The organism is Aquincola tertiaricarbonis (genome assembly GCF_023573145.1).
Lineage (GTDB): Bacteria > Pseudomonadota > Gammaproteobacteria > Burkholderiales > Burkholderiaceae_C > Aquincola > Aquincola tertiaricarbonis_B.
This window is the reverse complement of record NZ_CP097635.1, coordinates 577,451-595,467: the sequence shown is the minus strand read 5'-3', so window position 1 is coordinate 595,467 and position 18,017 is coordinate 577,451. Positions and strand designations below refer to the sequence as shown.

Below are 18,017 nucleotides of genomic sequence, written 5' to 3'. Positions count from 1 at the left end.
AGGGTGGGGCTTCAGCCGGGAAACTCGGCCAGGCCAAAAGGCCGGGGGCTGGCGCCGGTGGCGGGCGGCGCCTGCGTGCCGTGCAGCCGGCGCACCAGCGGCCCGATGGCCGCCAGCGTGGCGAAAAGCAGGGCAATCTCGAGGTGGTAGACGAAGCTGTAGCCGATGGACGGGCCAGTGAGGGCCGGGCCCAGCGCGCCCTGGCTGGCCAGCGCGGCCACGCCATCGCGCAGCGCGCCGCCCAGGCCCACGGCCAGGCCGCCGGCGGTGGCCTGCACCGCGCCCCAGGCACCCAGCGCCAGACCGTTGTGGCCGGCTGACAGCGCCATGGCCGCGATCAGCGTGCCCACGCCGAACAGCCCGCCGCCAAAACCGATGAGCAGCACGCCGGCCCGGAACAGCAGCGGCGAATCGAGTGGCGCAGCGAAGATGACGGCTGCGAAGGCCACCACGCCGGCCAGCGCACCCGCGGCGGCCAGGCGGTACGGGTCGCTGCCGTGCTGCAGCCAGCGCGCCGCCAAGCCGAAGGCGGCCAGCGCGCCCGCGGCCAGCAGCGCGGTGAGCAGGCTGGTGGCGCCCACGCCCAGGTGCAGCACCGCGCCGCCGTACGGCTCCAGCACGATGTCCTGCATGTTGAAGGCGGCCGTGCCCAGGCCCACCGCCACCAGGAAGCGCCGCACCGCAGGCTGGCCCGCGAACGACTGCCAGGCCTCGCGGAACGAGGGCGCGGCGGTGGGCGCAGGCCGGCGCGGGCCGCGCGGCTCCTGCTTCCACAGCGCGGCGATGTTGAGCAGCATGGTCATCAGGGCCGCGCCCTGCACCACCTGCACCAGCCTCACATGGCTGAAGTCGCGCAGCAGCGCGCCGAAGGCCAGGCTGCCCACCAGCATGCCCACCAGCAGCATCACGTACATCAAGGCCACCACGCGCGGGCGGGTGGCTTCGGGCGCCAGGTCGGTGGCCAGGGCCAGGCCGGCGGTCTGCGTGGTCTGCAGGCCGGCGCCCACCAGCACGAAGGCCAGGGCCGCGGCCGCGGTGCCCACCCAGGCAGGGCCGTGCAGGTCGCCGGCATCGGACGACAGCACCAGCAGCGCAAACGGCATGATGGCCAGGCCGCCGAATTGCATCAGCGAGCCGAACCACAGGTAGGGCACGCGGCGCCAGCCGAGCGCGCTCCAGTGCGTGTCGGACTTGAAGCCCACCAGCGCGCGCCAGGGCGCCAGCAGCAGCGGCAGCGCCACCATGCTGGACACCAGCCAGGCCGCCACCTGCAGCTCCACGATCATCACGCGGTTGAGCGTGCCCACCATCAAGGCGCCGGCCATGCCCACCGACACCTGGAACAGCGCCAGGCGCAGCAGGCGCGACAGCGGCAGGCCGGGTGACGCCGCATCCGCGAACGGCAGAAAGCGGGGGCTGACGTGCAGCCAGGCGCGCGACAGCTTCATGCCGGCCCCTCGCCCGGCGGGTACGCCGGGCGATCCCCCGAGGGGATGTCGGGCCGGCTTGGGGCGGCCCGGCGCTCGGCCCGCATGGCTTGCCTCAGCTCCAACGCCTGCGAGGTGTAGAAGCCGCTGGCGATGCGCTGGCTGCGGCCGGGCTGCCAGGCCTGCAGGCCCTCGGCCTGGCCGATCAGCGCATGCAGCTTTTCAGCACGCACCGGCTCGATGGCCGGTGCACGGTCGCCGCGCGGAAACAGCCGGCCCACCGCATGCATCGCGGCCAGCGCCGGGTTGCTGGGCGCATAAGTCATCAGCATCGAGCCATGGATGCGCGGCGCCAGCCGCTGCAGGGCCTGCACCGCCTGCGGCGCGGTGTAGTGGATCAGCGAATCCATCAGCACCACGTGATGGAAGTGGCCCAGCGACGGGCTGAGCATGTCGCCCGACAGGAATTGGATGCGCCCGCGCAGCGCCGCCGGCACCCGCTGCTGCGCCAGCTCCACCAGCGTTGGCGAAAGGTCGATGGCCAGCACCTCGGCCCCGCGCTGCGCCGCCTCGATGGCCAGCGCGCCGGTGCCGCAGCCGGCGTCCAGCAGGCGCAGGCCGTGCAGGTCGGCGGGCAGCCAGTCCAGCAGCAGCGCGCGCATGCGGTCGCGGCCGGCGCGCACCGTGGCGCGGATGCGGCCCACCGGCGCGTCAGAGGTGAGCCGCGCCCAGGCATCGGCCGCGGTGCGGTCGAAGTAGTGCTCGATGCGGCCGCGGCGCTGGGTGTAGGTGTCGGTGCTCATGGCATGCCCCGGTTGGCGACGGCTTCAGTCGAAGCCCAGCAGGTCGAACAGGTCACGGTCCTTCATCGGCGTGCACACCATGGGCTCGGTGCCCAGCCACAGCGCGGCGGCCAGGCGCAGGTACTCGGCCTGCACCGCGGCCAGCTCGGGGCTGTCCTCCATCTCGAACAACGTGGCCTTCTTCAGCCGGCTGCGACGGATCACGTCCAGGTCCGGAAAGCGCGCCATCGTCTTCAAGCCGATCCGATCGTTGAAGCGGTCGATCTGGTCGGTGGCAGCGCTGCGGTTGGCGATCACGCCGCCCAGCCGCACCTTGTAGTTTTTGGCCTTGGCACCGATGGCCTGCACGATGCGGTTCATCGCGAAGATGCTGTCGAAGTCGTTGGCGGTGACGATCAGCGCCCGGTCGGCATGCTGCAGCGGCGCCGCGAAGCCGCCGCACACCACGTCGCCCAGCACGTCGAAGATCACGACGTCGGTGTCGTCCAGCAGGTGGTGTTCCTTCAGCAGCTTCACGGTCTGGCCCACCACGTAGCCGCCGCAGCCGGTGCCGGCCGGCGGGCCGCCGGCTTCCACGCACATCACGCCGTTGTAGCCGGGGTAGACGAAGTCCTCGGGCCGCAGCTCCTCGGGGTGGAAGTCCACCGACTCCAGCACGTCGATCACCGTGGGCATCAACTGCTTGGTGAGCGTGAAGGTGCTGTCGTGCTTGGGGTCGCAGCCGATCTGCAGCACGCGCTTGCCCAGCTTGCTGAAGGCCACCGACAGGTTGGACGAGGTGGTGCTCTTGCCGATGCCGCCCTTGCCGTACACCGCAAACACCTTGGCGGTGCCGATGGAGACGCCGGGGTCCAGCTGCACCTGCAGGCTGCCCTCGCCGTCGGGCCGTCGCGGGGTCTTCAGCGTCGGGAAGGGCAGGGTGGTGATGTCGGTCATCGTGGGTCCTTGCCGCTAGCGGCTGAAGTGGGCCTTGGCCTCGTACAGCGTCTCCACGGTGATGGTCATCACCCCGCGTTCGACGGCAAAACGCTCGGTGTTGCGGCGGGCCTTGCCGCGCACGAAGAAGGGCACGCGGTGCAGCTCGCGCTCGGCCTCGGGGGCCCAGGTGGCGGCCATCGTGGGCAGGTCTTCCGGCAGGTCGGGCTGCGGCTCGGGCTCAGGCACTGCCATCGACGCCGAGGCATGCCCCAGGTGCGAGGCTGGCGCGTCTTCATGGAACTCGAAGTCGCCCCGGAACATGCCCAGCAGATGTTCTTCCAGGCCCATCATCAGCGGATGCACCCAGGTGTCGAACAGCACGTTCGCGCCTTCGTAACCCATCTGCGGCGAGTGGCGCGCCGGAAAGTCCTGCACATGCACCGGTGCCGAGATCACCGCGCACGGAATGCCCAGCCGCTTGGCGATGTGGCGTTCCATCTGCGTGCCCAGCACCAGGTCGGGCTGCAGCGCCGCCACCGCGGCTTCCACTTCCAGGTAGTCGTCGGTGATCAGCGGCGCCACGCCGTGGTGGGCGGCGGCCTCGCGCACGTCGCGGGCGAATTCGCGGCTGTAGGTGCCCAGGCCCACCACCGCGAAGCCCAGCTCTTCGGCGGCCACGCGGGCGGCCGCCACGGCGTGGGTGGCATCACCGAAGATGAAGACCCGCTTGCCCGTCAGGTAGGTGGCGTCCACCGATTGCGAGTACCACGGCGCGCGGCTGGCGCGGGCCTGCAGCGCGGGCGGCACCGGCACGCCGGCCAGAGCGGCCACCTCGGCCACGAAGGCCTGTGTGGCCTTGGCGCCGATGGGGATGGTCCTGGTGAAGGGCTGGCCGAACTGGCGTTGCAGCCAGCCCGCGGCCTGCTGCGCCACCTCGGGGTACAGCACCACGTTGAAGGCGGCTTCACCCAGGCGGGCCAGGTCGGCGGGTGAAGCTTCCAGCGGCGCCACCACGTTCACCGCGATGCCCAGCTGCAGCAGCAGGCCGGTGATCTCCTGCACGTCGTCGCGGTGGCGGAAGCCCAGCGCCGTGGGGCCCAGCAGGTTGCAGCCGCGGCGCGGTGCGCCTTCGGCCGGGCGGCGGGCCAGCGCACGCACCAGCTGGTAGAAGGTTTCGCTGGCGCCGTAGTTTTCCTTGCGCTGGTAGGCCGGCAGCTCCAGCGGAATCACCGGCACCGGCAGGTCCAGCGCCTGGGCCAGGCCGCCGGGGTCGTCCTGGATCAGCTCGGCGGTGCAGGAGGCGCCCACCAGCAAGGCCTGCGGCTGGAAGCGCGCATAGGCATCACGCGCCGCCTGCTGGAACAGGCCCGCGGTGTCGGCGCCCAGGTCGCGCGCCTGGAAAGTGGTGTAGGTGACCGGCGGGCGCCGCGGCAGCCGCTCGATCATCGTGAACAGCAAGTCGGCGTAGGTGTCGCCCTGCGGCGCATGCAGCAGGTAGTGCACGCCGCGCATCGCGGTGGCCACCCGCATCGCGCCCACGTGCGGCGGTCCTTCGTAGGTCCACAGGGTGAGTTGCATCGTCGACTTTCAGGCCGCGGCCAGCAACTGGCGGCGGTGCAGCGGGCGTGCGAACAAGGCGGCCAGGTCGGCCGCCTGTTCATAGCCGTGGATGGGCGAGAACACCAGCTCGATGGACCACTTGGTGGTCAGGCCCTCGGCCTCCAGCGGGTTGGCCAGGCCCAGGCCGCACACCACCAGGTCGGGCGCGTCGGCGCGGCAGCGGTCCAGCTGGCGTTCCACGTCCTGCCCTTCCGACAGGCGGGTGCCGGCCGGCAGCAGCGCCAGCTCCTCGGCCATGTGCTGCCGGTGCAGGAAGGGCATGCCCACCTCGGTGAGCTGCATGCCCAGCTCGCGCGCCACGAAGCGCGCCAACGGCAGCTCCAGCTGCGAGTCGGGGAAGAAGAAGATGCGCTTGCCGGCCAGCCGCGCGCGGTGCGGCGCCAGCGCCTGGCGGGCACGGTCCACCGCGGGGCCGGTCACCTGCTGCAGCCGCGCTTCATTCACACCGTAGGCGGTGGCTGCGGCCCGCAGCCAGGCGGTGGTGCCTTCCACGCCCAGCGGGAAGGGCGCGGCGATGCGGCAGGCGCCCCGTTCTTCCAGCGCGCGGGCGGTGTCGGCCAGGAAGGGCTGGGCCAACAGGTAGCGCGTCTGCGGGCCTACGGCCGGCAGGTCGGCCAGCTGGCGTGCCGGCAGGAACTGCACGGGGCCGATGCCCAGGCCGCTGAACAGCCGCTTGAACTGCGCCTCCACCACATCGGCCAGCGCGCCCACCACCAGCAGGCCGGGCTGCGCGGTGGCCGGCAGCGTGGGCACCAGCGCGGCCAGGCAGGCGTCTTCGCCCTGGGTGAAGGTGGTCTCGATGCCGCTGCCCGAGTAGCTGAGCACCCGCACCCGCGGCAGGAAGCGCTGGCCCAGCCGCTGCGCCGCGCGCTGCAGGTCGAGCTTGATCACTTCCGAAGGGCAGGAGCCCACCAGGAACAGCAGCTTGATGTCGGGCCGCCGCTCCAGCAGCCGCGTCACCACGCGGTCCAGCTCGTCGTTGGCATCGGCCAGGCCGGCCAGGTCGCGGTCGTCGATGATGGCGGTGGCAAACCGCGGTTCGGCGAAGATCATCACGCCGGCGGCCGACTGCAGCAGGTGCGCGCAGGTGCGTGAGCCCACCACCAGGAAGAACGCGTCCTGCATCTTGCGGTGCAGCCACACGATGCCGGTGAGGCCGCAGAACACCTCGCGCTGGCCGCGTTCGCGCAGCACCGGCGCATCGGTGCAGCCGCTGTCGGTGGCCGAAGCGATCGGGATCATGTCGCTGCTCCGCGAGTGGCCGGCACGGCCAGGCCGCCGGGGCCGGCCTGCAGCCGCGCCGCCCGCAGCTTGAGCAGGAACTGCGTGGCGTTGATCGCGTAGCTGGTATACGCCGCCAGGGCCAGCAGCATCAGCCCGCGGCTGCCCAGCCAACCCAGACCCAGCGCCAGCAGGTAGGCGCTGTGCAGGGCCAGCACGGCCATGCTGAACACGTCTTCCCAGTAGAAGGCGGGGGCGAACAGGTATTGGCCGAAGACCACTTTCTCCCACACGCAGCCGGTGACCATGATGGCGTACAGCAGCAGCGTCTTGGCCACCACTGACAGCGTGGCCGCCTGCTCGCCCTGGCCGGTGGCCAGGAAGCGCAGCACCAGCACCAGGCTGATCAGGAACACCAGGAACTGCAGCGGCGCCAGCACGCCCTGCACCAGCGTCCAGCCGCTCGCATCGCGGCGCTGCCGTTGTTCAGGGGTGTACAGCGGTGCGTGGCGGGGGAGTGACCGGGAAGGCATGCGGCGAATCTAGGCCTGTGCCGACCGAGTGTCAATCCAGATTGACGTAATACGGGTCTGACACTACGCTGCAGTGGCAGTCCTTGTTGCACCGGGAAACGCTTGACGCCGACCGTCTTCGCGCTGACAGTAGCCGCGGACCCAGGCACCTGCTTACCAACACGACAAGAAACTGCCAGCCATCACTGGGCACCAACAGGTCCACCCGAAGCACCCGCTTCTCCTCGAGACCCGACGCGCTCAACCCACGAGGAGATACGTGGTGCAGACGTACACGAGACACCTGGCCGGGCCGGCGGCCACGGCCCAGGACGGCACGACGGCGTTGCAATGGGGCGCCGTCAGCCGCGGCCCAGGCGCGGGGGGAACCGAGGACACGCCGGCCGAAGGCGACCCTGGCCCCGGCGATCGCGCAGCCTCGCTGCTGCGCACCATCGAGACCCAGATCATCCCGCGGCTGCTGATGGCGCATTGCCATGCCGACAGCCCCGCCGCGCCTTCCAGCCGGCCACTGCCGGTCGTCGGCCCGGCCGAGGTGGCGGTGCTCACCGACATCGTGCTGGGCCGCGTGGCCGGCAGCGCGGCCGACTATGTGCGCGCCCGCCGGGCCGAAGGCCTGGACATCGAGAGCATGACCTGGAGCTGCTGGCGCCCACGGCCGAGCGGCTGGGTGCACTGTGGGAGGCCGACCTGTGCGACTTCACCGAAGTGACGGTGGGGCTGTGGCGGCTGCAGCAGCTGGTCAACGAATACAGCAGCGCCTTCCAGCGCGGCGAGCACAGCCGCCGCAGCGGGCACCGGGCGCTGCTGGCACCGGCCCCCGGCTCGCAGCACAACTTCGGCCTGCTGATGGTGGTGGAGTTCTTCCGCCGCGCCGGCTGGGACGTGTGGGCCGACCCCGGCGCCGACCTCCACGAGCTGACGCGCACCATCGGCAGCAGCTGGTACGACCTGCTGGGCCTGTCGGTCGGCAGTGAATGCCATGTGCCCCAGGTGGCATCGGCTATCCTCACGCTGCGCCAGGCCTCGCTCAATCCCGCCGTCGTCATCATGGTCGGCGGGCCGGTGGTGGGCCTGCTGGACAACTTCGTCGCGCAGGTGGGGGCAGACGCCACCGCCGGCGATGCCCGTCAAGCGGTGGCCGAGGCCGAACGCCTGGTCGCCGCCCGCTATTGCAGTTCCTGACCTCCTCCTCCCTGCCAACGCGCCGCGGCGCCTCACCCCAAGCTACATGAACCTCGCAGGCGTGCCGAACGTGACCCCCTTCGACGCACCCGAGCAGCTGCTGGCGGACATCGACGCGCGGGCCACCGCGGCGCTGATCTCCGCCGCCGCCGATGTGGCTTTGGTGATTGACGGGCAAGGTGTCATCCGCGACGTGTCCATCGGCAATGACGAGCTGGTGTACGAAGGCAGTGACGACTGGGTGGGCCGCCACTGGCTGGAAACCGTCACCGTGGAAAGCCGGCCCAAGGTGCTGGCGCTGCTGCGCGAGGCCGCGGCCAACCACCATGCACAGACGCCGTGGCGCCAGCTCAACCATCCGCAGGCGGGCAGCGCCGGGGTGCCGGTGATGTACTCGGCCGTGCAGTACGGCGAGCAGGGCCGCGTGGTGGCCGTGGGCCGCGACCTGCGCACCGTCTCTTCGCTGCAGCAGCGGCTGGTGGATGCGCAGCAGGCCATGGAGCGCGACTACATGCGCCTGCGCCAGGCCGAGGCGCGCTACCGCCTGCTGTTCGACACCGTGTCCGAGGCGCTGGTGGTGCTGGACGGCAGCGCCTACACCGTGCTGGAGATCAATCCAGCGGCGGCGCGCCTGTTCGGCGAGGGCCAGCGGCGCCTGACCGGCCGGCCGCTGGTGGAGGCCCTGACGCCCGCCAGCCGCCAGGCGGCGCTCGACCTGTTTGTCGGCGTGCGCGCCACCGGGCGTGGCGACGAGATCACGGTACAGGCGGCCGAAGGCGGCCAGTCGCTGCAGATGTCGGCCACGCTGTTCCGCCAGGACGGTGCCTCGGTGGTGCTGGTGCGGCTGCTGGCGCCGGCCGCCGAGGGCAGCGCCGCCACCGTCACCGGGCCGGCCGATTCGGCCCTGCTGCGCGCCATCGACAGCGTGCCCGACGCGTTTGTCGTCACCGATCCGCAAGGCCGGGTGCTGGCGGCCAACAGTGCCTTCGCCGAGCTGCTGCAGCTGCCGGCCGGTGAGCGGCCGCAGGGCCAGTCGCTGGACCGCTGGATGGGCCGCAGCGGCGTCGACCTGAACGTGCTGCTGGGTGCGCTGCGCCAGCATGGCGTGGTGCGGCTCTTTCCCACCACGTTGCGCGGCCCGTACGGCGCCACCACGCAGGTGGAAATCTCGGCCGTCTCGGTGCCTCAGGGCGACCCGCCGTGCCTGGGCTTCACCATCCGCGACGTGGGCCGCCGCCTGGCCCCCGACACCCGCGGCGCCCGCGAACTGCCGCGCTCGGCCGGCCAGCTGGCCGAACTGGTGGGCCGCGTGCCGCTGAAGGACATCGTGGGCGAGACGGTGGACCTGATCGAGAAGCTGTGCATCGAAGCCGCGCTCGAACTTACCCGCGACAACCGCGCCTCGGCCGCCGAGATGCTGGGCCTGTCGCGCCAGAGCCTGTACGTGAAGCTGCGGCGCTACGGCCTGGGCGACCTGGGCGGCGTATCCGCCGACGGCGCCGCCGGCCCCGCGCCGACGTCGGGCGGGGCGGGGGAATGATGCGGCAGCGGGTGTATAGCTGACCGCTGATGTTGCTGGCAGCGCTGCGCTACAAGGCCTGGGCGGACGGTCGCACGGTGGCGGCCGTGCGGCAGATCGCCGCACAGATGAATGCCGCGCCGTTCGACTTCGCGCGGCAGCAGCTCAACCACATGGTGCGCGTGGAAGAACTGTTCCGCGCCCGGCTGCTGGCCGAGGCGGAGCCGCATGACTCGACCAACACCGCGCGGCTGCCCACGCTGGGCGAGCTGACCACTCGTCTAGACAGGTCGAATGCATGGCTGCAGGCTTATGCGGCCGGGCTGTCTGCGGAGCAATGGCAAGAGCAGCTGCGCTTCACTTTCGTGGATGGCCAGCGCGGCTCACTGAGCCGGCAGGAGGTGGTCTATCACCTCGTCAACCACGGCACCTACCACCGTGGCGCCATCGGTCATGCGCTCGACCTGGCTGGAGGTCCGCGCCCGGCCGATACCTTTACCGTCTTCATCCACGCTGAGGAGCCCGGCCGGCGGCTCTGGGCGCTTGACGCTGATGCCTGACCTTCTTCAAGAGATCACTGCGCTGGAAGTGGAGCTGCACCATCCCGGCACGCGTATCAGCGCGGGGCGTCTGCAGCAACTGCTGCACCCTGAGTTCCATGAGGTAGGCCGTTCAGGAACCCGCTACGACCGGGACACCGTGATCGCCTTCCTGGCCAACCAGGATGAGCTTCCAGACGTGGTGTCGGATGCGTTCGCGCTGACCGCGCTCAGCCCGGACGTGGTGCTGCTGACCTACCGATCGGCCCGATCGAAGGCGTCCGCGCCATCGAGCCATCACACGCTCCGGTCGTCCATCTGGTGCAGAGTGGATACCGGGTGGCAGTTGCGGTATCACCAGGGCACACCTGCCGCGAGTCCTTGGTGAGCGGGCAGCACCCCAGAACGCACCCGCACTGGCCCAGCCCGAACGTTCTTCCCAGCCAAGTGTAAATCTCAGTTGACACATGGCGGAGTCACGGCGAAAGTCTGGCTCATGAGTCGCCCCGACCTGTCCGCAGTGGCCGAGTTGCTGAAGCCGATCACCTGGTTTCCGCCGATGTGGGCCTTCGGCTGCGGCGTGGTGGCGTCGGGCGCCTCGCCCGAAGGGCGGTGGCCGCTGGTGGCCGCCGGGGTGTTGCTGGCCGGGCCGCTGGTGTGTGCCACCAGCCAGGCGGTGAACGACTGGTTCGACCGCGAAGTGGATGCCATCAACGAGCCGCAGCGGCCCATTCCAAGTGGCCGGCTGCCGGGGCATTGGGGCCTGTACATCGCCATCGGCTGGACGCTGCTGTCGCTGGGCGTGGCGCTGACGCTGGGCCCGGTGGGCCTGGCTGCAGCGGTGGTCGGCCTGCTGCTGGCCTGGGCCTACAGCGCGCCGCCCCTGCGCCTCAAGCGCAACGGCTGGTGGGGCAACAGCGCCTGCGCACTGTGCTACGAAGGCCTGGCCTGGATCACCGGCACCGCGGTGATGGCCGCTGGCTTCGGGCTGGACGCGCGCTCGCTGGCGCTGGCGCTGCTGTACAGCGCCGGGGCCCACGGCATCATGACCCTCAACGACTTCAAGTCCATCACCGGTGACCGGCAGATGGGCATCGGCAGCCTGCCGGTGCGCCTGGGCGTGCGGCGCGCGGCGCAGGTGGCCAGCGGCGTGATGGCCGCGCCTCAAGGGGTGGTCATCGGGCTGCTGCTCAGCTGGCAACAGCCGCTGCATGCCGCCGGCGTGGCCGCGCTGCTGCTGGCGCAGCTGGTGATGATGCGGCGCTTCATCGCCCGGCCGCTGGAACGTGCGCTCTGGTACAGCGGCTTCGGCGTGCCGCTGTATGTGCTGGGCATGCTGGTCAGCGCCTTCGCGCTGCGCGCCGCCACGGGAGCTTGAACATGGGCCACAGCGGCAACAGGGGCAACGCGACTTTCGGCATCGTGCAGGTGCTGCGCCTGGGCCTGGTGCAGGCCTGCCTGGGCGGCCTGGTGGTGTTGATGACCTCCACGCTCAACCGCGTGATGGTGGTGGAGCTGGCGCTGCCGGCCCTGCTGCCGGGCGTGCTGGTGGCGCTGCACTATGCGGTGCAGATCAGCCGGCCGCGCATGGGCTGGGGCTCGGACGTCGGCGGCCGCCGCACGCCGTGGATCGTCGGCGGCATGGCGGTGCTGGCGGCGGGCGCCGTGCTGGCCTCGGCCTCCGTGGCGTGGATGGAGACGCAGCGCGCCGCCGGTGTTGCATTGGCCTTCGTCGCCTTCGTGCTCATCGGCCTGGGCGTGGCGGCCTGTGGCACCACGCTGTTGGTGCTGCTGGCCAAGCGGGTGCCGGCGCAGCGGCGGGGCGCGGCCGCCACCACCGTGTGGGTGATGATGATCCTGGGCTTCGCGGTCACGGCGGGCACGGCCGGCCGCTTCCTCGACCCCTACAGCCCGGCGCGCCTGCTGGCGGTGACGGGCGTGGTCGCCGCCATCGCGGTGGTGGTCACATGGCTGGCCACCTGGCGGCTGGAAGGGCCCGCCACCGGCACGGCCGAGGGCTCGCCCGCCGCAGCCCCCGCCCCCGGCCCGGACCGCGGTGCCTTCATCGCCGCGCTGCGCGAGGTGTGGGCCGATCCGCCGGCCCGGCGCTTCACGCTCTTCATCTTCGTCTCGATGCTGGCTTACAGCGCGCAGGACCTGATCCTGGAGCCCTTTGCCGGCAGCCTGTTCGGCTTCACGCCCGGGCAATCGACGCAGCTGTCGGGCGTGCAGCATGGCGGCGTGCTGCTGGGCATGCTGGCCGCGGCGGCGGCCGGTGGGCGCTGGCGCGGGCGGGCCTTGGGCTCGCTGCCGGCGTGGACGGCGGGCGGCTGCATCGCCTCCTGCGTTGCGCTGGGCGGGCTGGTGCTGGCCGCGGTGGCCGGGCCGGGTTATCCGCTGCAGGCCAATGTGTTTCTGCTGGGCGTGGCCAACGGCGCGTTCGCGGTGTCGGCCATCGGCTCGATGATGCGGCTGGCCGGTGAAGGACCGCCGTCCCGCGAGGGCGTGCGCATCGGCCTCTGGGGCGCGGCGCAGGCCATCGCCTTTGCGCTGGGTGGCCTGGTGGGCACCGGCGCCAGCGACCTGGCGCACCAGCTGCTGTCTTCACCCGCGATGGCTTATGCCGCGGTGTTCGGGGCCGAGTCGCTGCTGTTCCTGTGGGCCGCCTGGCTGGCCTTCAGCCCCGCGCCGGGCAACCGGCCGCGACGGCCCGGCCGCCGCCACGCTGCCCCCGACCGCGAACCGGCGGTGGTGCTGGACCATGCCGTGTGGCGGGTGGTGCAATGAGCACCCCTGACCTGCGCAGCGCCGAGCCCGTGCTGGCGATGGACACGCTGTTCGACGTCGTCGTGGTCGGTGGCGGCCCCGCCGGTGCCACCGCGGCCGACGACCTGGCCAGTGCCGGCCACCGGGTGCTGCTGCTCGACCGCGCCGGCCGCCCCAAGCCCTGCGGCGGCGCGGTGCCGCCGCGGCTGATCCGCGACTTCCAGATCCCCGACCATTTGCTGGTGGCGCGTGCCCAGGCGGCGCGCATGGTGTCGCCCACCGGCGCGCAGGTGGACATCCCGATCGAAGGCGGTTTCGTCGGCATGGTGGACCGCGAGGTGTTCGACGAATGGCTGCGTGAACGCGCCGCCAGCCATGGCGCCGTGCGCTGCACTGGCCGTTTTGACAGCCTGCAGCGCACCGACGATGGCGTGGTGCTGGTGCGCTGGCGTGGCCCCGGCGAAGACGCCGCGCTGCAGCAGGTGCGCACGCGCCTGGTCATCGGTGCCGATGGCGCGCGCTCGGCCGTTGCCCGGCAGGAAGTGCCCGGCTCGGCCAAGGGCCGCTGGGTGTTCGCGTACCACGAGATCGTGCAGACGCCGGCCGAGCCGCCCGCCGGCTTCAAGGGCAGCCGCTGCGAGGTGCACTACGACGGCCGGCTGTCACCCGACTTCTACGGCTGGGTGTTTCCGCACGGCGGCACGGTGAGCATCGGCACCGGCAGCGCCGACAAGGGCTTCTCGCTGCGCGGCGCCGTGTCGGCGCTGCGCCGCAGCGTGCACTTGGAAGGCGCCACCACCTTGCGGCGTGAAGGCGCGCCCATTCCGATGAAGCCGCTGCCGCGCTGGGACAACGGCCGCGACGTGGTGCTGGCGGGTGATGCCGCCGGTGTCGTGGCACCCGCGTCCGGCGAGGGCATCTACTACGCCATGCTGGGCGGCCGGCTGGCCGCCGAAGCGGTGGCGCGCTGCCTGGCCACCGGCGATGGGCGGGCACTGGCCGGCGCCCGCCGCGCCTTCATGCGCGAGCACGGGCGGGTGTTCTGGGTGTTGGGCATCATGCAGGGGTTCTGGTACGTGAGCGACAAGCGCCGGGAGCGCTTCGTCAGCCTGTGCCGCGACCAGGACATCCAGCAACTCACTTTCGATGCCTACATGAACAAACGACTCGTTCGCGCACGCCCGATGGCGCACGTGCGCATCTTCTTCAAGGACCTTGCCCACCTGATCGGGGTGGCGCGGGTATGAGGAAGGGCCCCCTGTGGAAACCTGTTTCGGTCGCGGTGCTCTGGGCGGTGGCGCTGTCGCTGGTCGGCGGCCTGGCCACCGACATCGGGCCGTGGTACCGCGCGCTGAGCAAGCCCGCCTGGCAGCCGCCGGACTGGTTGTTCGGTCCGGTGTGGACCACCATCTACCTGCTGTGCGTCATCGCCGCGGTGCGGGCCTGGCGCAGCGACGTGCTGCGGCCTGGCCGGGGCGCGCTGCTGGCCGCTTTTGGTGTCAACGGCGTGGCCAACGTGTTGTGGAGCGTGCTCTTCTTCAACCAGCGGCGGCCCGACTGGGCGCTGATGGAAGTGGGGCTGCTGTGGCTCTCCATCCTGGTGATGGTGGTGGTGGCCGGCCGGCGCGACCGCATGGCCGGCGCCCTGCTGCTGCCCTACCTGGCCTGGGTGAGCTTCGCCTCGGTGCTCAACGCCACCATCGTGCGCCTGAACCCGCCTTTCGGCGGCTAGGCCGCTAGACGGCTAGACGGATGAACACGGCCCTGCTCGTCAACCTGGTGCTGGCCGTGCTGTTGGTGGAGGCGCTGCTGTGCTGGGCGTGGCAGCGTAGCAGCGCACAAGGTTTACCTGTGCTTGACGTTGCAGGCAGCCTGCTTGCCGGAACATGCCTGGTGCTGGCCGTACGCGATGCGGCGGCCGGCGCCTCAGGGGAACGGCTGGCCGTCTGGCTGGCCGCGGCCGGTGCTGCGCATGCCTTCGATCTGTACAGGCGTTGGCGGCAGCGTGTCGCCCCCGATGCCGACGTGAGGATGCCCCGGCATCCGTGACTCTGTAGCCAACTGCCAAAGAGGACGTTCCATGACCACTCGTCGCCGTTTCATCACCATCGTGCCGGTTGCCGGCACCGCCTTGTTCACCGCCCGTGCCGTGCAGGCCCAGGCCGCTGCGGCGGTCGATCCCAAAGACCCGCAGGCCGTGGCCCTGGGCTATGTGGCTGATACGACCAAGGCTGACAAGACAAAGTTCCCCAAGCACACGCCCGATCAGCATTGCGGCAACTGCCAGCTCTTCCAGGGTGCGGCCAATGCCGAGAAGGCGCCTTGTACGCTGTTCCAGGGCAAACAGGTGCTGAACAAGGCCTGGTGCTCGGCCTGGACCAAGAAGGCCGGCTGATCGATCAGCTTCGTCTCTGACCGCTGACGCGACCCCCGGAAAGTGAGGACATCCATGGCATTCCCGTTTTCCGCGATCGTCGGGCAAGAGGAGATGAAGCTCGCCATCCTCATCGCCGCGGTGGAGCCTGCCATCGGCGGCGTGCTGGTGTTCGGCGACCGCGGCACCGGCAAGAGCACCGCGGTGCGCTCGCTGGCCGCGCTGCTGCCGCCGATGCTGGCGGTGGCGGGTTGCCGTTACCACTGCGACCCGGCCACGCTGGCCACCAGCGGCGGCTGCGAAGACTGCCGTGCGCTGCGCAGCCCGCCGCGCACGCAGAAGATGCCGGTGCCGGTGGTCGACCTGCCGCTGGGCGCCACCGAAGACCGCGTGGTGGGCGCGCTCGATCTGGAAAAGGCGCTCACCCAGGGCGTGCGCAGTTTCGAGCCCGGGCTGCTGGCCCGCGCCCACCGCGGCTTCCTTTACATCGACGAGGTGAACCTGCTGGAGGATCACCTGGTCGACCTGCTGATCGACGTGGCCGCGTCCGGCGAAAACGTGGTCGAGCGTGAAGGCCTGAGCGTGCGCCATCCCGCCCGCTTCGTGCTGGTGGGCAGCGGCAACCCCGAAGAAGGCGAGCTGCGGCCGCAGCTGCTCGACCGCTTCGGCCTGTCGGTGGAAGTGCGCACGCCGATGGACTTGGCCGCCCGGGTGGAAGTGGTCAAGCGCCGCGACGCCTACGAACGCGACCCCATCGGCTTTGCCGAACACTGGAAGAAGGAAGACGCCAAGGTGCGCCGCCGCGTGCTCACCGCGCGTGAGCAACTGCCCGCCACCACCGTGCCTGATGCCACGCTGGAAGCCGCCGCCCGCCTGGCCATGGCGCTGGGCACCGACGGCCTGCGCGGCGAACTCACGCTGACGCGCGCTGCCCGCGCACTGGCCGCGCTGGACGGCGATGCCGAAGCCGGCGTGCCGCACCTGCGCCGCGTGGCGCCGGCTGCGCTGCGCCACCGGCTGCGGCGTGATCCGCTCGATGAATCCGGCTCCACCGAGCGGGTGGAACGCGCGCTGGCCGAGCTGTTCGATACCGCGGCATGAACACCTCGGCCGGGCCCGGCGCAGACACCCAGGCCGCCGATGCGCGAAGCGCCGCCGCCCTGCTGGCGGTGGACCCGGCCGGCCTGGGCGGCCTGCGGCTGCGGGCGCCCGCCGGCCCGGCGCGTGACGCCTGGCTGGCACTGCTGCAGCAACTGCTGCCCCCCGCCACGCCGGTGCGCCGCATGCCCGCCCACATCGGCGACGAGCGGCTGCTGGGTGGGCTGGACCTGGGCGCCACGCTGCAGGCCCGCCGCCCGGTGCACCAGCCCGGCCTGCTGCAAGAAGCCCGCGGCGGTGTGCTGCTGCTGGCGATGGCCGAGCGCCTGCCGGCCGCGACGGCCGGCCGCATCGCCGCGGTGCTGGACGCGGGCGAGGGCGCTGCCATGGCCGTGGTGGCGTTGGACGAGGGTGAGGCTGATGAGGCGCCGCCCGCCGCCTTGACCGAGCGATTGGCCTTGCACCTCGATGCTCAGGCGCTGAGCCGCGGACGGTCGGCTGACGGCTGCATGCCAGCTGCCACGCAGGACCTGCAGGCCTTCAACCCCGCCCGCGTGGCCGCCGCCCGTGCGGCCTTGCACAGCCTGCCCTTTGACGAAGACATTGCCACCGGCTTGTGCGCGGCCGCGGTGGCGCTGGGCATCACCTCGGCACGGGTGCCGTGGCTGGCCTGGCGCGCCGCCCGGGCCGCCGCCGCATGGGCCGGCCATGCGCAGGTGGAGGCCGAAGACGCCGAGCTGGCTGCCCGCCTGGTGCTGGGCCCGCGCGCCAGGCAGTTGCCGGCGGGGGAGGCCGAGGACACGGCCGCTGAGCCCATGCCTGCAGCCACCGCGCCGCCCACGCCGTCAGCCGCCCACGACGACCCGCCACCGGCACCCCAAGCCGCCGAGCCTGCAACGCGGCCCGACAGCGCCGCGCCGCCACCCGGCGACGTCGCCGACCCGGCCACCGCAAACCAGGACCCGCAAGCGCTGCCCGACCGACTGACCGCTGCGGCGGTCAGCGCGCTGCCGCCCGGCCTGCTGGTCGGCCTGGCCGCGCGAGCCGGCCAGCGTCATGCCGTTGCGGCCAGCGGCCGGGCCGGCGCCACGCAGCAGCATCGCCGCCAGGGCCGTCCCATCGGCAGCGTGCCTGGCGACCCGCGCGCCGGCCGGCTCGACCTGATCGAGACCTTGCGCGCCGCCGCGCCCTGGCAGCCGCTGCGCCGGCGAGAGGCCCTGCTGCATGGCGGCCCGGTGGGGGCGCAGGTGCTGGTGCGGCGTGAGGACTTCCGCATCCGGCGCTTCCAGCAGCGGCGCGAGACGACCACGGTGTTCGCGGTCGATGCCTCCGGCTCGCTGGCGCTGCACCGCTTGGCCGAGGCCAAGGGCGCGGTGGAACTGCTGCTGGCCGATTGCTACGTGCGCCGCGACAAGGTGGCGCTGATCGCCTTCCGCGGCAGCGGCGCGCAGCTGCTGCTGCCGCCCACCCGCTCGCTGGTGCGTGCCAAGCGCTGCCTGGCCGAGCTGCCCGGCGGCGGTGGCACGCCGTTGTCGGCGGGCCTCGACGCGGCGCGCCAGCTGGCCGCCGGCCTGCAGCGCCAGGGCGGCAGCGTGCTGGTGGTGCTGATGACCGATGCCCGCGCCAACGTCGGCCGTGGCGGGGCGCCCGGCCGCGAACGGGCGGCGGCCGATGCGCTGGCCTCGGCACGCGCGCTGCGCGCCGCCGGGCTCACCAGCCTGATGATCGACACCGGCCGCGACCCGCAGCCTGCCGCCCGCGCATTGGCCGATGCCATGGGCGCGCGCTACCTGCCGTTGCCACAAGCCGACGCCGGACGGCTTTGGCAGGCACTGCGGCCGTGTAAGGACATTGCAGTTTTGTAATCCGCGCTGCTAGACTCCGCCCCACTTGTGTTGGGGAGTAGCCACCGGGTCCCGTTCGTTCCGCAGAACGTGTGTCCGGCGCAGTGTCGTCAATACGGGCGTGGTGTCCCGCACCATCCCCCGGCGCTGCAGGCCTCGATGTCGATCGC

Annotated in this window: 19 protein-coding genes; 13 read left to right on the top strand and 6 right to left on the bottom strand. The window is 71.8% G+C overall.

From position 1 onward, the window contains the following. Positions 1 to 11 precede the first annotated feature (11 nt). Genes MW290_RS02710 through bchF form a run of 6 tightly spaced genes read right to left on the bottom strand, consistent with a single transcriptional unit; the run spans position 12 to position 6,522 of the window. Entirely contained in the window at positions 12 to 1,448 is a 1,437-nt protein-coding gene (locus MW290_RS02710; protein WP_250195787.1) for an MFS transporter, read from the bottom strand. Beyond that, positions 1,445 to 2,230 (bottom strand): magnesium protoporphyrin IX methyltransferase, encoded by a 786-nt coding sequence (gene bchM / locus MW290_RS02705; RefSeq protein ID WP_250195786.1) that lies wholly within the window; start codon positions 2,228 to 2,230, stop codon positions 1,445 to 1,447. The genes MW290_RS02710 and bchM overlap by 4 nt, the downstream gene beginning before the upstream one ends. A gap of 24 nt (positions 2,231 to 2,254) precedes the next feature. Beyond that, the gene (bchL, locus tag MW290_RS02700; RefSeq protein WP_250195785.1) at positions 2,255 to 3,166 is read right to left on the bottom strand and encodes a ferredoxin:protochlorophyllide reductase (ATP-dependent) iron-sulfur ATP-binding protein; all 912 of its coding nucleotides are present in this window, start codon (positions 3,164 to 3,166) and stop codon (positions 2,255 to 2,257) included. A 15-nt stretch (positions 3,167 to 3,181) separates the two neighbouring features. Continuing rightward, the gene (gene bchB, locus MW290_RS02695) at positions 3,182 to 4,726 is read right to left on the bottom strand and encodes a ferredoxin:protochlorophyllide reductase (ATP-dependent) subunit B (protein WP_250195784.1); all 1,545 of its coding nucleotides are present in this window, start codon (positions 4,724 to 4,726) and stop codon (positions 3,182 to 3,184) included. A gap of 9 nt (positions 4,727 to 4,735) precedes the next feature. Beyond that, positions 4,736 to 6,010, bottom strand: coding sequence for a ferredoxin:protochlorophyllide reductase (ATP-dependent) subunit N (locus tag MW290_RS02690; protein ID WP_250195783.1), 1,275 nt, complete (start codon positions 6,008 to 6,010; stop codon positions 4,736 to 4,738). Continuing rightward, complete coding sequence (gene bchF, locus MW290_RS02685; protein ID WP_250195782.1) at positions 6,007 to 6,522, bottom strand: 2-vinyl bacteriochlorophyllide hydratase; 516 nt, start codon at positions 6,520 to 6,522, stop codon at positions 6,007 to 6,009. Before bchF ends, MW290_RS02690 begins: the two co-directional genes overlap by 4 nt. A gap of 262 nt (positions 6,523 to 6,784) precedes the next feature. On the opposite strand from bchF, the gene MW290_RS02680 reads away from it, so the two are divergent. From MW290_RS02680 to MW290_RS02620, 13 genes are all read left to right on the top strand, one after another. Then, on the top strand, positions 6,785 to 7,234 hold the full coding sequence (locus MW290_RS02680) for a hypothetical protein (RefSeq protein WP_250195781.1): 450 nt from the start codon (positions 6,785 to 6,787) through the stop codon (positions 7,232 to 7,234). Continuing rightward, positions 7,231 to 7,707 (top strand): cobalamin B12-binding domain-containing protein, encoded by a 477-nt coding sequence (locus MW290_RS02675; protein ID WP_250195780.1) that lies wholly within the window; start codon positions 7,231 to 7,233, stop codon positions 7,705 to 7,707. Before MW290_RS02680 ends, MW290_RS02675 begins: the two co-directional genes overlap by 4 nt. A gap of 46 nt (positions 7,708 to 7,753) precedes the next feature. Next, positions 7,754 to 9,247, top strand: a complete 1,494-nt coding sequence (gene ppsR, locus MW290_RS02670; protein ID WP_250195779.1) for a transcriptional regulator PpsR — start codon at positions 7,754 to 7,756, stop codon at positions 9,245 to 9,247. 29 nt (positions 9,248 to 9,276) lie between these two features. Further along, positions 9,277 to 9,786 carry a DinB family protein gene (locus MW290_RS02665; RefSeq protein ID WP_250195778.1) on the top strand — a complete coding sequence of 170 codons (510 nt, stop codon included), beginning with the start codon at positions 9,277 to 9,279 and terminating at the stop codon, positions 9,784 to 9,786. Continuing rightward, the gene (locus tag MW290_RS02660) at positions 9,779 to 10,153 is read left to right on the top strand and encodes a nuclear transport factor 2 family protein (protein WP_250195777.1); all 375 of its coding nucleotides are present in this window, start codon (positions 9,779 to 9,781) and stop codon (positions 10,151 to 10,153) included. Before MW290_RS02665 ends, MW290_RS02660 begins: the two co-directional genes overlap by 8 nt. Before the next feature lie 108 nt (positions 10,154 to 10,261). Beyond that, positions 10,262 to 11,143 carry a chlorophyll synthase ChlG gene (gene chlG, locus MW290_RS02655; protein ID WP_250195776.1) on the top strand — a complete coding sequence of 294 codons (882 nt, stop codon included), beginning with the start codon at positions 10,262 to 10,264 and terminating at the stop codon, positions 11,141 to 11,143. 2 nt (positions 11,144 to 11,145) lie between these two features. Beyond that, positions 11,146 to 12,552, top strand: a complete 1,407-nt coding sequence (locus MW290_RS02650) for a BCD family MFS transporter (RefSeq protein ID WP_250195775.1) — start codon at positions 11,146 to 11,148, stop codon at positions 12,550 to 12,552. Continuing rightward, entirely contained in the window at positions 12,549 to 13,778 is a 1,230-nt protein-coding gene (locus MW290_RS02645; RefSeq protein ID WP_250195774.1) for a geranylgeranyl diphosphate reductase, read from the top strand. The genes MW290_RS02650 and MW290_RS02645 overlap by 4 nt, the downstream gene beginning before the upstream one ends. After that, positions 13,775 to 14,263, top strand: a complete 489-nt coding sequence (locus MW290_RS02640; protein ID WP_250195773.1) for a TspO/MBR family protein — start codon at positions 13,775 to 13,777, stop codon at positions 14,261 to 14,263. The genes MW290_RS02645 and MW290_RS02640 overlap by 4 nt, the downstream gene beginning before the upstream one ends. A gap of 20 nt (positions 14,264 to 14,283) precedes the next feature. Next, on the top strand, positions 14,284 to 14,580 hold the full coding sequence (locus MW290_RS02635; protein WP_250195772.1) for a hypothetical protein: 297 nt from the start codon (positions 14,284 to 14,286) through the stop codon (positions 14,578 to 14,580). 31 nt (positions 14,581 to 14,611) lie between these two features. Then, the gene (locus MW290_RS02630) at positions 14,612 to 14,926 is read left to right on the top strand and encodes a high-potential iron-sulfur protein (protein ID WP_250195771.1); all 315 of its coding nucleotides are present in this window, start codon (positions 14,612 to 14,614) and stop codon (positions 14,924 to 14,926) included. A 54-nt stretch (positions 14,927 to 14,980) separates the two neighbouring features. Then, complete coding sequence (gene bchI, locus MW290_RS02625; protein ID WP_250195770.1) at positions 14,981 to 16,006, top strand: magnesium chelatase ATPase subunit I; 1,026 nt, start codon at positions 14,981 to 14,983, stop codon at positions 16,004 to 16,006. Then, entirely contained in the window at positions 16,003 to 17,868 is a 1,866-nt protein-coding gene (locus MW290_RS02620) for a magnesium chelatase subunit D (RefSeq protein ID WP_250195769.1), read from the top strand. Before bchI ends, MW290_RS02620 begins: the two co-directional genes overlap by 4 nt. Positions 17,869 to 18,017: the final 149 nt, after the last annotated feature.